15 protein-coding genes and 1 tRNA gene are annotated in these 13,311 nt (G+C 68.3%); 9 read left to right on the top strand and 7 right to left on the bottom strand.

Going from position 1 to position 13,311, the window contains the following annotated elements; all coding sequences use genetic code 11:
• Positions 1-47: 47 nt before the first annotated feature.
• Together ASG17_RS14490 and ASG17_RS14485 are read left to right on the top strand one after the other, a co-directional pair.
• Positions 48-407 (top strand): hypothetical protein, encoded by a 360-nt coding sequence (locus tag ASG17_RS14490; RefSeq protein WP_056105229.1) that lies wholly within the window; start codon positions 48-50, stop codon positions 405-407.
• A 56-nt stretch (positions 408-463) separates the two neighbouring features.
• Positions 464-853, top strand: coding sequence for a DUF983 domain-containing protein (locus ASG17_RS14485; RefSeq protein WP_056105227.1), 390 nt, complete (start codon positions 464-466; stop codon positions 851-853).
• A 173-nt stretch (positions 854-1,026) separates the two neighbouring features.
• Here ASG17_RS14485 and ASG17_RS14480 read toward each other — a convergent pair whose 3' ends face one another.
• Entirely contained in the window at positions 1,027-2,679 is a 1,653-nt protein-coding gene (locus tag ASG17_RS14480) for a DNA mismatch repair protein MutT (RefSeq protein WP_056105225.1), read from the bottom strand.
• Between the two features lie 144 nt (positions 2,680-2,823).
• Here ASG17_RS14480 and ASG17_RS14475 point away from each other — a divergent pair, with 144 nt between their 5' ends.
• On the top strand, positions 2,824-3,510 hold the full coding sequence (locus ASG17_RS14475) for a sulfotransferase family 2 domain-containing protein (protein ID WP_156367891.1): 687 nt from the start codon (positions 2,824-2,826) through the stop codon (positions 3,508-3,510).
• A 19-nt stretch (positions 3,511-3,529) separates the two neighbouring features.
• On the opposite strand, the gene ASG17_RS14470 is transcribed toward ASG17_RS14475, so the two are convergent.
• Both ASG17_RS14470 and ASG17_RS14465 read right to left on the bottom strand, forming a co-directional pair.
• Positions 3,530-3,606, bottom strand: a tRNA-Arg gene (locus ASG17_RS14470).
• 140 nt (positions 3,607-3,746) lie between these two features.
• Positions 3,747-4,211, bottom strand: a complete 465-nt coding sequence (locus ASG17_RS14465) for a hypothetical protein (protein ID WP_156367890.1) — start codon at positions 4,209-4,211, stop codon at positions 3,747-3,749.
• A gap of 130 nt (positions 4,212-4,341) precedes the next feature.
• Between ASG17_RS14465 and ASG17_RS14460 the strand changes: the two genes are divergently transcribed.
• The gene (locus tag ASG17_RS14460; RefSeq protein ID WP_056105218.1) at positions 4,342-6,825 is read left to right on the top strand and encodes a helicase-related protein; all 2,484 of its coding nucleotides are present in this window, start codon (positions 4,342-4,344) and stop codon (positions 6,823-6,825) included.
• On the opposite strand, the gene ASG17_RS14455 is transcribed toward ASG17_RS14460, so the two are convergent.
• Positions 6,812-7,435: a hypothetical protein gene (locus tag ASG17_RS14455; RefSeq protein WP_056105216.1), complete on the bottom strand. Its 624-nt coding sequence runs from the start codon at positions 7,433-7,435 to the stop codon at positions 6,812-6,814. The two genes, ASG17_RS14460 and ASG17_RS14455, sit on opposite strands and share 14 nt — an antisense overlap.
• Positions 7,432-7,734: a PadR family transcriptional regulator gene (locus tag ASG17_RS14450; RefSeq protein ID WP_056105214.1), complete on the bottom strand. Its 303-nt coding sequence runs from the start codon at positions 7,732-7,734 to the stop codon at positions 7,432-7,434. The genes ASG17_RS14455 and ASG17_RS14450 overlap by 4 nt, the downstream gene beginning before the upstream one ends.
• A 74-nt stretch (positions 7,735-7,808) precedes the next feature.
• On the opposite strand from ASG17_RS14450, the gene ASG17_RS14445 reads away from it, so the two are divergent.
• Complete coding sequence (locus ASG17_RS14445) at positions 7,809-8,111, top strand: RNA-binding S4 domain-containing protein (protein WP_056105213.1); 303 nt, start codon at positions 7,809-7,811, stop codon at positions 8,109-8,111.
• A 90-nt stretch (positions 8,112-8,201) separates the two neighbouring features.
• Here ASG17_RS14445 and ASG17_RS14440 read toward each other — a convergent pair whose 3' ends face one another.
• Positions 8,202-8,834, bottom strand: coding sequence for a YceI family protein (locus ASG17_RS14440; RefSeq protein WP_056105211.1), 633 nt, complete (start codon positions 8,832-8,834; stop codon positions 8,202-8,204).
• Between the two features lie 199 nt (positions 8,835-9,033).
• Here ASG17_RS14440 and fdxA point away from each other — a divergent pair, with 199 nt between their 5' ends.
• Both fdxA and ASG17_RS14430 read left to right on the top strand, forming a co-directional pair.
• Positions 9,034-9,375 carry a ferredoxin FdxA gene (gene fdxA, locus ASG17_RS14435; protein ID WP_056105210.1) on the top strand — a complete coding sequence of 114 codons (342 nt, stop codon included), beginning with the start codon at positions 9,034-9,036 and terminating at the stop codon, positions 9,373-9,375.
• 300 nt (positions 9,376-9,675) lie between these two features.
• On the top strand, positions 9,676-10,212 hold the full coding sequence (locus ASG17_RS14430; RefSeq protein ID WP_056105208.1) for a CarD family transcriptional regulator: 537 nt from the start codon (positions 9,676-9,678) through the stop codon (positions 10,210-10,212).
• 198 nt (positions 10,213-10,410) lie between these two features.
• Here the strand turns inward: ASG17_RS14430 and ASG17_RS14425 are convergent, their stop codons facing one another.
• On the bottom strand, positions 10,411-10,899 hold the full coding sequence (locus ASG17_RS14425) for a DUF3617 family protein (RefSeq protein ID WP_056105206.1): 489 nt from the start codon (positions 10,897-10,899) through the stop codon (positions 10,411-10,413).
• Positions 10,900-11,061: 162 nt separating this feature from the next.
• Here ASG17_RS14425 and rpmB point away from each other — a divergent pair, with 162 nt between their 5' ends.
• Positions 11,062-11,358 (top strand): 50S ribosomal protein L28, encoded by a 297-nt coding sequence (gene rpmB, locus ASG17_RS14420; protein WP_082496314.1) that lies wholly within the window; start codon positions 11,062-11,064, stop codon positions 11,356-11,358.
• A 123-nt stretch (positions 11,359-11,481) separates the two neighbouring features.
• Complete coding sequence (locus ASG17_RS14415) at positions 11,482-13,203, top strand: M1 family metallopeptidase (RefSeq protein ID WP_235560479.1); 1,722 nt, start codon at positions 11,482-11,484, stop codon at positions 13,201-13,203.
• Positions 13,204-13,311: the final 108 nt, after the last annotated feature.

Genomic DNA, 13,311 nt, shown 5'->3' with positions numbered 1-13,311 from the left:
GGTAGAACGCGCGTATCTGGGCGAAGGCCGCCCTTCAGGAGATCGCCATGCTGACCGCCCTTGCCCTCGCTGCCGCCCTGCAGGCCCCAGCATCGGCGGAAGCGCCCGCGACATCGGCGCTGGAGGGCGACTGGACCGTCGATCTGTCGGTCGACCCGGCACAGCCCTATACCCGGCCCATGCATCTGAACCTGGCCGCCGACGGCACGGTGACGGGGATGTTCTACCAGAGCGACATCGAGGCCGGCCGCTGGAAACGCCAGCACGGCCGGCTGTGCGTCTCCTTCCGCACCACGGACGGCGCCGGCCCTTATCACACCGCCGCCTGCGCGGTCGGCGACCATGTCGAGGGTCAGACCTGGGCCGAGCACCGCAACTTCGTCTTCGTCTGGAACGCGGTGCGATAGGCCGCGACACTTCGGCCCTTGCGGAGCGCCGCCATCGGGCCGACGTGGGTCGGATCATGACCGACTATCCGCGCCTGAGCACCCTGAAGACCGGCCTGAAGTGCCGCTGTCCGCGCTGCGGCAAGGGGCCGCTGCTGCGCGGCTTCCTGAAAATCCGCGAGGAGTGCCCGGCCTGCGGGCTCAGCTACGCCTTCGCCGACCCGGCGGACGGCCCGGCCTTCTTCGGCATGAGCTTTGTCGGCACCGTCGGCATGGCGCTGTTCATGTGGTTCGAGTTCACCGTCCACCCGCCGGTGTGGGTGCATTTCGTGGTGACCCTGCCGCTGCTGACCCTGGCCTGTCTGGTCGTGTTGCGCCCGATCAAGGGCTGGCTGGTGTCTGAGCAATACGTCCACAAGGCCGCCCCGCCGGAGTGGGCCAGCATCGGCAAGCACGGGCCGTTCTAGGCGCAACCGCGCCAAATCCGCGCCGTCATCCTCGGACTTGATCCGAGGATCAGGTGACCGGGTGCGCAATCAGCGAGGGCTGAAGCGATCCGGCATGAGCCATCATTGTTCGGCACGACCTACGCCTGATCCTCGGATCGAGTCCGAGGATGACGACGCATAAGGGGCTGTCTTCAGATCCGGTCCGGATAGGTCGGATCGATGTCGACCGGCAGCACCGTCAGCGAGGCGATCACCGCCTGCGCATGATCGTCCAGCACCGCGTACCGGTCGAAGAAGGCCGTCATGCCCGCCCGGTCGCCGTCGCCCTGCAGCACCACTAGGTCGTGGACCAGGTCGCGCACGCCCCGCTCCATGGCTGCATCGTTCACCCGGTAGCGGCCCGCCGCCGCATCCCAGGCGAAGGCGCCCTTGGCCTTCAGGTATCCGTACTGCATCGCCGCGCCGCGCCCGTGCGCCTCGTCGACGCCGAAGCGCATGGCGCGGAAGATGCCGGCGAAATAGGTGGCGAACAGCTGGGGCCGCTCGGCGGCCGGGATCTCGCCCTGGTCCATCATGTAGAGGATGTTCCAGACGCCCATGACGTCCGCCTTGCCCTCCTCGCTGGCGCTGTAGATGTCGCGCAGCTCGGCGCCGACCGTCGTCTGGCGACCGCCGACAGTGATCGTGCCCGGCCCCAGGCTGTGCGACAGCTCGTGGAACAGGGTCTCCAGCAGCATGTATTTCTTGGCCACGTGCGGCGCCTGGTCGGACGCCAGCACCAGCCCGGCCATCGGCCCCAGAATGCGCTCGTATTTGGCGTCGATGACGTTGGACAGGATCACCTTCTTGGCCCCCTTGGCCTCGCGCACCCGCTCGTCGTTCGGCAGGTTGAAGGCCGCCGTCTGGACGCCCGGTACGGCATCGCCGCCGGCGTAGATCTCTTCCGCCACCACGATCGGCGACGAGCCGCCCCGCTGGAAGTTCTTGTAGCGGTCGTCGACCGGCAGGTTCTCCTCCATGCGGCGGAGGTAGGCCTTGTACTTGTCCAGGGCCGCGCTCTCGGCCGGGTTCTTGATGGTGACGTAGCTCTCGAACGCCGTCTTCGCGCCGTAGAGGCCGTCGGTGTAGACCTCATAGGGTCCGATCGCGACCTCGATGGGCGTGCCCTCGACGTCCATCCACGCCATCTCGGACGCGAAATAGTCGTCTGTGCGGAAGGCCTGCGCCCGCAGGGTCAGGAAGGTCTTCAGGCTGGCGTTCGACGTGATCGCCGCCGCCTGTTCCAGCTTCCGCGCCGCCGGCTCCAGCCACTCGCGATAAGCCTGCGAATAGGGCACGGCCACGAACCCGTCGCCCGAGCGCCGCACTACGGTGTAGGGGCTCAGCATAGTCTCGCGCTGGTCCGGATGGGCCGCCAGCCAGGCGTCGAACTCGGACACTGTCAGGTCTTCAGGATAGAGGCCGTGACCGTCCGGCAGCGGCCGGTCGCCATAGAAGGGCTTGAACCCGTCCAGCACGTCCCACACTCCGCCGTTCAGATCGAAGCGCGCCAGCAGGGCTTCGCGGTCCGGCCGGTCGCTGGCGGCGATCTCGGCGCGCAGGGCGGGGTTCCGCTCGCTGAACTGGCGCAGGTAGACCTCGTTCAACAGGTCGGACGCCTCGATCAGCAGGTTCACGACCCGCTTCTCTTCCGGGGTCAGGAAGCTGACGTCCGGCGTCATGACGATCGGCGCGAAGGGCGCGGGCGTCGCGGCCCGACCGGCCGTCACGGGCGAAGTCATGGGCGGCGCGCTCATGGCGCAGCCGGCGAGGAGGAGAAGGGCGAAAGGGGCGAGACGGCGCATGACAGCTCCTGACCAATCTGCAGAAGGACTTATTCCACGTCGCGACCCCGGCCAAGGCCGCTTCGCAGCGCCCCGGTCTGCGCTGGATAAATCGCGGCCGGTGCTGTCTAGTCCGCGGCCCACACGGACAGCCGGGCGAGCCTCTTGCGACTATTGAACGAAGCGGTGAATTTCGAGCGCGAGGCGATCTTCATCGCCGTGCCCCGGACGGGCACCACCTCGATCCGCAAGCAGCTGTCGCAGCCCGGGCCCAAGCTGATCGACAATCCGCATCTGACCATCCTGCAGGTGCGTGACAGCCTCTATACCCACTTCCTGCTGAACGCCCTGGGGCGCAACCGGTCCTTCCCGACCGACCCCGAAGCGGTGCCCAGCGACGCGGACGTCCGGCGTCAGGCGACACAGACGTTCGACCGCTTCTTCAAGTTCGCCAGCGTGCGAAATCCGTGGACGCGGGCCCTGTCCCTCTACAAGCGCCGACAGGGCCTTCAGCTCTCGGAGAAGATGGACTTTGAGACCTTCTGCGCGCGCCTGCGCTACGCGTCGGACACCTGCAGCCATCCGACCCGCGTCCAGACCCAGCTGGACTGGATGACCGACGAGACCGGCGCGGTCGTGGTCGATTATGTTCTGCGTCTCGAGGATCTGGACGCCGGTATCCGCGAAATCAACGAACGGACCGACGGGCGGCTGGGGCTGCGGGTGATGCACCTGAACAACAATCCGGCGTCTAATCCCGACGCCTACCGCGAAGCCTACTCCGCCGCAGCGCGGGCCGACGTCGCAGCCGTTTTTCAGCGCGACATCGAGCACTTCGGCTACGAATTCTGACGGTGATTTCGGGGGGTGTTGGCGACCCCGGCAGGACTCCAACCTGCGACCTCGGCTTTAGGAAAGCCTTGCTCTATGCAGCTGAGCTACGGGGCCAACGGCGCCTGCCCTAGCCGGTGCGCGGGCGGCCGGTAAAGCGCCCGTTTCCGAAAACCGCAGACCGCCCGATCGCCGTTGTGGTTAATCGTCGTTAAGATACAATATCTTGTAGGGAACAAACCCTGAATCGGGCGGTGTCAGTGATTCGGTCCTGATTCGTTTCGCGCCTGTTCCACCGAAACAGTGGGCGCATTAACCGCTGCCGTGTGCGGCGCGGCGGGCGGCGCCGGGGCGGTAGTCGTGGCCGCGGCGACTTGATCGTTGCACCCCCGCCCTTCGTAGAGCCCGTTCAGATAGTTCCAGCGATCACGCTGGGCCTGATCGCGCCGTTCCTCGGCCTGGCGGCCCGGCTGCGTCACGGCGTCCGCTCCGGCGATGGCGAGGCCGGCGCCGGGGACCAGCATCGCCGCGCCCGCCTTGGCGACCCCGGCCACGCGTCCGAAGATGCCGGGGCTGTCTTCCCCGAAACCGGCGCTGAGGGTCGCGGCCTCGTCCGACATCTGGGCGCAGGTCAACTGACCGTCGTTGGGACGAACGGTCTGGGCCGAAGCGCCGGTCGCGGCGGACGCCAGGAGGGCGGTGAGGACGAGGGTTCGCAGCATGGGGATCTCCTTGGCTGGAGGAACGACCGCTTCGCCCATCGGGTTGCGCGCGGGCCGGCTCTCGTCTCACTGGAGGAGGAACTGCACGGCGCCGCTTGAGCATCGCCGCGTCTAGGCCCACCTTCCTTTCATGAGCGACCGCGCCACAGGCCTGCCGCCCTCTCGCGTCACGGCCGTTCTCGGCCCGACCAACACCGGCAAGACCCATCTGGCGGTCGAACGGATGCTGGGTCACGCCTCGGGCATGATCGGCCTGCCGCTGCGTCTGTTAGCCCGCGAGATCTATGAGCGGATCGTCAAACAGCGCGGCGCCGCCGCCGTCGCCCTGGTCACCGGCGAGGAAAAGATCATCCCGCCGCGACCTCACTATTGGGTCTGCACGGTCGAGGCCATGCCGCTGGAGCGCGAGGTCGAGTTCCTGGCCATCGACGAGATCCAGCTGGCCGCCGACCCGGAGCGGGGTCACGTCTTCACCTCGCGCCTGCTGCATGCGCGGGGCCGGTTCGAGACCATGTTCCTGGGCGCCGCGACCCTGGCGCCGCTGATACGGCGGCTGATCCCGGACGTCGAGATCGTGACCCGCGACCGGCTGTCGACCCTGTCCTACGCCGGATCCAAGAAGCTGACCCGCCTGCCCCGGCGCAGCGCCATCGTCGCCTTCTCGACCGACCAGGTCTACGCCATCGCCGAGCTGATCCGGCGCCAGAGGGGTGGCGCGGCCGTGGTCATGGGCTCGCTCAGCCCCCGCACCCGCAACGCGCAGGTCGCCCTGTTCCAGTCCGGCGAGGTGGATTTCCTGGTCGCCACAGACGCCATCGGCATGGGGCTGAACATGGACGTCGACCATGTCGCCTTCGCCGGGATGCGCAAGTTCGATGGCCGCCGCACCCGCTGGCTGCACGCCCACGAGATCGCCCAGATCGCCGGCCGCGCCGGCCGCCACGTTCGCGACGGCACTTTCGGGGTCACGGGCGAGGCCGAGGAGCTGGACGAGGATCTGGTGCAGCAGGTGGTCGAGCATCGATTCGATCCCATCCAGGCCATCGAGTGGCGCAACGCCCGCCTGGACTTCGACACCCTGCCCGACCTGCTGCGCTCGCTCGTCCAGGTGCCGGATGTCCCCGGCCTGAGGCTGACGGGCCAGGCGCTGGACGAGACCCTGCTGCGCCGGGCCATGCAGGACGACGAGATCAAGCGCATCGGCCGATCGCGCGGGACGATCATGCGCCTGTGGGAAGCGTGCCAGCTGCCCGACTTCCAGAAGACCACGCTGGAGGAACACGTGCGCCTGTCGCGCGACGTCTTCCACGCCCTGACCGGCAAGCGCGGCCGCCTGACCGAAGACTGGTTCGCGCCGCGCTTCGCCGAGGTCGACCGAGACGACGGCCAGATCGACCAGCTGTCGGCCCGCCTGTCGGGGGTGCGCACCCTCAGCTACATCGCCAATCGGCCCGACTGGCTAGAGGGCGCCAAGGCGTGGCGGGAGCGGGCGCGCGCGCTGGAGGATCGGCTCAGCGACGTGCTGCACGAGCGCCTCACCGCGCGGTTCGTGGATCGCAAGACCACGGCCCTGATGCGGTCCCTGCAAGACCGCAAGGCGACGATGGCGGAGGTGGCCGCGAACGGCGTCGTCACCGTGGACGGGGAATCGGTCGGTCATCTGGCGGGCGTACGGTTCGCGCCCGACGTCGGCGGCTCGGCCCTGGCAGACCGTACGCTGAAGGCGGCGGCGCTGCGCGCCGTGACGCCGGAGATCGCCAGGCGACTGGGCAGGTTGGCCGGAGACGGCGATGAGGCCTTCTCGTTGACGCCGGAGGGTGACGTGCTGTGGTCCGGGGCCTTGGCGGCGAAGGTCGTCAACACCGACCCGTTCAGCCCGCGCGTCCGGCTGATCGGCGACCTGGGGCCTCCGCCCGCGCGCGACCGGGCCCAGCGCCGCATCGAGGCTTGGCTGGCGTCCGAGGCCGGGCGGGCCTTGCGTGACCTGCGTCGCCTGAAATCGGCGGTCGAGAGCGGCGCCTTGAAGGGCCTGCCGCGGGGCATCGCGTTTCGGCTGCTGGAGGCCGGCGGCGTCATCGACCGCCGCGACGTCGAGCGCGACCTGGCCGCCCTCAGTCAGGTCGAGCGCCGGACGATCAAGGCCTTCGCAATCCGCGTCGGGGCCCATTCGGTCTGGCTGCCCGGCGCCCTGAAGCCGCGCGGCCGCGTCTTGTCGCAGGCCTTCACCGCCGCCGAACCCTTCCGCGCCAAGCCTCAGGGCCTGAGCCTGCTGCCTATCCCGGCGCCCTCGCCTCGCGCCCTGTCCGCCTTCGGCGCCCGCGCCGCCGGCCGCTGGGCCGTGCCGGTCGAGGATCTGGAGCGCGCGGCGGACCTGCGCCGCGAGAACAACGGAAATCTCTCCGAAGAAGCGCTCGCATCCCTCGGCTGGACCGCCGGCGACGCCAGGGCGATCTGGGCCGCCCTCAAGACCGTTCGCGCCCAGATGCCTGACCGAGAGGGCCGCCCCGTCGCGATCCGCCCCGACTCGCCCTTCGCCAAACTGGCCGAACTGACCGCCCGCCCGGAACCGGCGCGGCGCCGGCGCCCGAGGCGCGCGAAAGTTAAAGTGACGTAGCCGGCAGGCGCGCCGCCCGGCCCCGCGTCACCCGCCAAAGGCTCCATCCAAAGATGGCGCCGAGCACGCCGGCCCATGTCTGCTGGGCCAACCACCAGAAGGGGAAGGCGATGAAAGGCATCGCCGGTTCGACGTCCAGCATGAGGAGCGGGTCGTTCAGGCTGTCGCGCAGATTCTGCACGAAAGCGGCCAGAGGCCACCCCATCAACCAGACCATCGGCACAACACCGCCGATGAGCCAGGCTCGCCGCGGCCAGACGGCGACGAGCGCAAAACAGAGGGCGAACAGAAGCGCCGCCTGAACGGCCTGCATGGTGTTGAACCAGACGGTGCTGTTCGCCTGCGCCCAGTCGACGACCACGAAGAATATCTGGGCATTGAGGAAATAGGCGCTGGCGCACCCAAGCATAGAAGCGGCGACCCAGCCCGCCTCCGCCCGCGCCCGCCATCCCGTCGCCGAGACCAGGCACCCTAGAGCCCACTTCGTCGATCCAGGCCCGCCGCCGAGAGCCTCGAACTCCGCGCGCATGGCGGCGCTCCACGAGGCGTGGGCGGGCGGCGCGAGCCTCTCGGCCAGAGACATGACGACGCGAGCGATGGGCGAACTCATGCGGGCGATCCCTTCGGCGAGAAGACGGGGCGAGTGCCGATTACCTCGCGCAGCGCCGCGCGGCCGGCGCCGGTGATGCGGTAGGCGTGGCGCGGCGGGCGACCTTCGCGCTGCGGCTCCAGCCACTGGCTCTCCAGCCAGCCGCGGTCCGCCAGCCGGATCAGGATCGGATAGAGACTGCCGGACTTCAGGCCGGTCGCCGCCGCCAGTTCCAGGCCGTAAAGCCATTCCCTCGGCTGGGCGCCGAGCGCCGTCAGCACGGCGAGGGTCTGGGCGGAGGGTCGGCGAGCGCGCGTCATGGCAATAACTCTACATATGTTGCGTTGTTGGTCAACGGCTGGCGGCGGCGTGCGCGCGCGCCCATGTTCGGACGATGCCGGAGACGACTGCCTCGCCCGATAGCTGCCGCATCGACGTCTGGCTGTGGCGGGCGCGGTTCGCCAAGACGCGGGGGCTGGCCGCCGATCTGGTCGAGAAGGGCGCGATCCGGCTGACGCATCAGGGGCGACAGACACGGCTGGATAAGCCCAGCCGGTCGGTTCATGTCGGCGATGAGCTGGTCTTCGCGCTGGCCGGCCGGGTGACGGCCGTCCGCGTCGCGGCGCTGGGCGACCGGCGCGGGCCGCCGGCCGAGGCGCGGGCGCTGTATTTTGATCTCGACGCATCCCAGACATGACGAAGGCGAGCCATCGGCCCGCCTTCGTCTACCTCACGTGCAGTTCGCCTCACGCAGCGAGGCGCCGCGCGGCGAGCGTTAGGCCCTTGATCAGGGTTGCTTCACGAACTCGCCTTCGATGTGCAGTCCGACCTCGTCGCCCAGGCCCATCGGGATGCCGTATTGAATGCCGAACTCCGAGCGCTTGATGGTGGCCTCGCCGTCGAAGCCGACCCTGTAGGCGCCGCCCATGGACGGGCCAGCCTTGTTGAACTGGACCTCCAGCGTCACCGGACGCGTCACGCCGCGCAGGGTCAGGTCGCCGATCACATCCGCCTCGGTCGGGTCCCCGGCGTCCACCACGATCAAGCGCGCGACGAATGTGGCGGTCGGGAACTGCGCGGCGTCGAAGAAGTCCGGCGTCTGCAGGTGAGCCTTAAGGGCGTCGTCGTTCGGATCGACGTCGGCCAGGGGCACGGTGGCCGTCAGGGTCGAGGCCGAAGGGTTGGCCGGGTCCAGCGTCAGGTCGGCCGACACGTTCACGAACTGGCCGACGTAGTGGGAGAAGCCCAGGTGGGCGACCGTCCAGGTGATCTTACCGTGGCTGGGGTCCAGCTTGTAGGTCCCGGCCTGGACCTCGGCGGGCGCCTGGGTCGTGGCGGTGCGGGCCGTGACGACCCCGCCGGTCAGGCTGAGAGCGAGGACGGCGAGGACGGCGGCGACGGCGGTGGTGGACAGGCGCATGAAGGCTCCGCTTGGAAAAGGAGAATAGGACGTCGCTAACTGTAACGACTGGTGGTGCAAATAGCGCATCTCATGCCGGGCGCAAGGGAAAGTCGATGCGTCCCTTGCGCGCATCGGTTGACAGGGCCGACAGCGGGGGTCATCTGCCCTGCCGCTCTCCCCGCTCCCTCTCTTCAAGCCTCAGCGTTCCTTCGCCCGCATGACCTACATCGTCACCGACGCCTGCGTGAAATGTAAGTTCATGGACTGCGTCGAGGTGTGCCCCGTCGACTGCTTCTACGAGGGTGAGAACTTCCTGGTCATCGCGCCCGACGAATGCATCGACTGCGGCGTCTGCGAGCCTGAGTGCCCGGTCGACGCAATCGTGCCGGACACCGAGGACGAACCGGACGGCAAGTGGCTGCAGGTCAACGCCGAATACGCCAAGGTCTGGCCGAACATCACGGTGAAGGGCACGCCCCCGTCGGACCGCGAGCAGTTCGAGCGCGAGACCGGCAAGTTCGAGAAATACTTCTCTACAAAGCCCGGCAAGGGCAGCTGACCCGACGGGGTCGTTCGCGGACCCCGGATTCGCCATCCCCCCGGACGGGCTGTGGATGTTTTGAATTTCCGCGTTTTTGTGATAGGTTCCTGCACATTGGGTCGGGCGGTCCGCGAAAGCCTCGCGCCGCCCGCGTTTGCGACAGAATCCCGCCCACGAAGGCGGGATCGGCCAGAGGTTGGGTGATCCGTTTCCGCGTATGAAGTCTGACGATCGCACCGGCGACCTCCATCGCCGGTTTGCAGCCGTTCGACTTCTGCGCGCCTGCGCCTCGCTCGGCTCGGTCGAGAAAGGAATGACATGACCACCAAGAGCGTTCTGGAATTCAAGGTTGGCGACGCGGTCGTCTATCCGGCGCACGGCGTCGGCAAGGTGGCGGCCGTCGAGACCCAGGAAGTCGCGGGCATGTCGCTGGAGGTCTATGTCGTGACCTTCGACCACGAGAAGATGACCCTGCGCGTCCCGACCAAGAAGGCAAAGACCGCCGGCCTGCGCACCCTGGCCGCCGACGACACCGTCACCCGCGCCCTGACCGTCCTGAAGGGCCGCGCGCGCATCAAGCGCACCATGTGGTCGCGTCGCGCCCAGGAATACGAAGCCAAGATCAACTCGGGCGACCTGATCTCGATCGCTGAAGTGGTCCGCGACCTGCACCGCGCCGACAGCCAGCCCGAACAGTCCTATTCGGAGCGCCAGCTCTATGAATCGGCGCTGGATCGCATGGCCCGCGAAGTCGCCGCCGCCAACAAGATCGACAAGGACGCCGCCGTCGAGCTGCTGGGCAAGTCGCTCAGCGCCAAGAAGCCGATCGTCCAGCCGACCGCCGAAGCGGCCTGATCGCTTCGCATCGCTGATATGAAAGGCCCGGGAGCGATCCCGGGCCTTTTTTCTTTCTCCCTCCTCTTCATGGGGAGGGAAGACGCCGAAGGCGGCGGGGTGGGGCTCGAACGGGCATCCACGGCGGTGCTTCGAACTTCCCCACCCGGGCTTCGCTACGCTTCGCCGTCCCTCCCCATAAAGGGGAGGGAGACTGGATCAGAAGTACTCCGCCCCGGCCGGGCACTGAGCCGCGATGCGGCGGGCGGTGATGCTGGCGGGAATATAGGGGGTGCCGCGGCTGAGCTGGGCGCCACCGCTGAAGCGGAAGCTCGTGCTGTCGTAGGGGCCGCTGAGGCGCACGCGAACCTGGCGGCCGCGCCGATCCTGGCACGTTCCCTCGAAGCGGGCGCTGCCGCCGCCGACCTCCTTCACCGGATAGGTGCATTGCCACCGGCGCGTCGACAGGCCGCCGAAGAAGCGATTGATCTCGCTCTGGCGCACGCATTTCTGCTCCGCCTCACCGACGCCCAGCACGCGGGTGGAGTATTCCCAATAGCCCGGCTGGGGCTGGCCCGAGCCTTGCGCCTGAGGCGCGGTCGCGGAACCGGCCAGCAGGGCGCCGGCGAGGACAGGCAGAACGAGGAGCGGCTTGAAGGTCATGGCGCGAACGGGCTCTTGCAGCAGGAGGGCGACAGGATACGTCATCTATGACGCCGGTTGAACGGCGGCTGAACGCAGCATTTGTGTCGCCAAAACTTGACTCGCCTGAGCCCCGCCCTCTATACGGCCCGCTCTCGCGCGGGATGCCCTCCCGCGCGCTCTCGTTTCATGCGTCGCCTTCGGGCGGCGCCGTCCAAGGATTAGACGATGTCGCGTCGTTGCGAACTCACCGGTATCGGCCCGATGGTCGGTCACTCGGTCAGCCACTCGAACATCAAGACCAAGCGCCGGTTCCTGCCGTCGCTGAAGGCGGTCAAGGTGACGTCCGAGGCCCTGGGCCAGACCTTCAGCCTGCGCATCTCGAACGCCGCGCTGCGCACCCTGGACTACAAGGGCGGCCTGGACGTGTTCATCGTCAAGGCGCGCGACGAGCAACTGTCGCTCGCGGCCCAGCGCATCAAGCGCCAGGTCAAGGCCAAGCTGGCCGAGCAAGCCGCCGCCTGATCGGGCGACGCATCGATGATTTGAAGAGGCCGGCGGAAATGTCGGCCTTTTTCTTTGGGCGCCCCATGGGTTGAACCGTCGCGGATCACGGTTAGCTTGAGCGCGATGCGCTTCCTCAGCCTCATGTCCGCGACATCCCTGCTGGTTCTGGCCGCCTGCGCCTCGACGCCCGAAAGCGCGACGCCCGCCGCCGCGACGCCGGCCGAGCTGTCGACGCCCTTCACCCTGACCACCGGCTCGCCCCGCACGCCCGAGCAGCAGTCCGTGCGGTTCGAAAAGGCGGACCTGGCCATCCGCGTCATGCCGGACAGCCAGTCGATCGACGCCGTCGCCGTGCTGGACGTGACGGCGGCCCAGCCAGTCGACCGGCTGGTGTTCGAGCTGGATACGCGACTGCCGATCCGGTCCATCGTGATCAACGGCCGCCCGCTGACCACGGCCGAGTGGAGCAATCCGGACGGCCGCCTGACCATCGTCCTGCCGCAGACCCTGGCCGCCGGGCGCGGGGCCTCGGTCCGTATCGCCTATGGCGGTCACCCGCGCACCGCCCCACAGGCGCCCTGGGACGGGGGCTTCGTCTGGAGCGCTGCGCCGAACGGCCAGCCCTGGATCGCCACGGCGGTTCAGGGCGAAGGGTGCGACCTGTTCTGGCCCTGCATCGACCATCCGCTGGGCGAGCCGGGCCGGGTCGATCTGCACATCACCGTCCCGACCGGCCTGATGGCGCCGTCCAACGGCCGCTTCATCGGCAGCGTCGATCACGGAGACGGCTGGACGACCTGGACCTGGTCGGCGCGTGAACCCAACACCTACGCCATCGCCCTGAACATCGGCCCCTATGTCGAGATGCAGGCCGACCATGTCAGCCGCTACGGCGCCACCATTCCGTTGCGGTTCTGGCCGCTGAGCACCGACGATCCGGCGAAGGCGCAGGGCCTGTTCGACCAATTCCCGCGCATGATGGACTTCTACGAAGCCACCGTCGGCCCCTTCCCGTTCGGCGACGACAAGATGGGGGTGGTGGAGACGCCGCATCTGGGCATGGAGCACCAGACTATCAACGCCTACGGCAACGCCTACCGGCTGGACGGCAAGGACTACGATTGGCTGCTGCATCACGAGCTGGCGCACGAATGGTTCGGCAACCAGATGACCGACGCCGACTACGACGATCTGTGGCTGCACGAGGGTCTGGGCAGCTATATGCAGCCGCTCTACGCCCGCTGGCTGAACGGCGACCGGGCGATGCAGGTCGAGCTGTCGGAGATGCGCGGCAAGCTGATCAACCGCTTCCCGCTGGTGTCCGGCCGGCCGCAGGACGACGACAGCGTCTATGACAGCGCCAGGGGGCCGGGGCTGGACCTTTACAACAAGGGCGCCCTTGTCGCGCATTCCCTGCGCCTGCTGATCGGCGACCACGCCTTCTTCGAGACGATCCGGCGGCTGGTCTATGGAACCGACGATCCGCGCCCCGGCCAGTTCGAGCCGCGCTTCGGCACGACCGCGGAGTTCGAGGCGCTGGCGTCACGCGCCGCCGGACGGGACTTGGGCTGGTTCTTCGACGTCTATCTGCACCAGGCGGCATTGCCGGAGCTGCGCCAGACTCGGGCGGGCGACCGGATCGTGCTGGAATGGATCACCGAGGGCGGGCGTCCCTTCCCCATGCCGCTTGAGGTCGAGGTGGAGGGACGGGTGCAGACATTGTCCATGACGGGCGGTCGCGGCGAGCTGGTCGCGCCGGCGGGAGCTCACATCCTGATCGACCCGCAGAACAAGGTGCTGCGGCGGCTGGAGCACATAGAGGCCTGGCAAGCGGCTAGGGCGGCGCCGACCGCGCCGAAGTAAATGCGACGCCTCTCCTCCCCCGCCGGAGGGAGGGCAGACGCCGAAGGCGTCGGGTGGGGGCATCCCAGCAAGTGAGGCGCGGTGGATGCTCTCAGCCTCGCCGTCGCC

The organism is Brevundimonas sp. Leaf363 (genome assembly GCF_001424025.1).
Classification (GTDB): Bacteria; Pseudomonadota; Alphaproteobacteria; order Caulobacterales; family Caulobacteraceae; genus Brevundimonas.
Note: the sequence above shows the minus strand (reverse complement) of the source record. Positions and strands in the feature narration are given on the sequence as shown.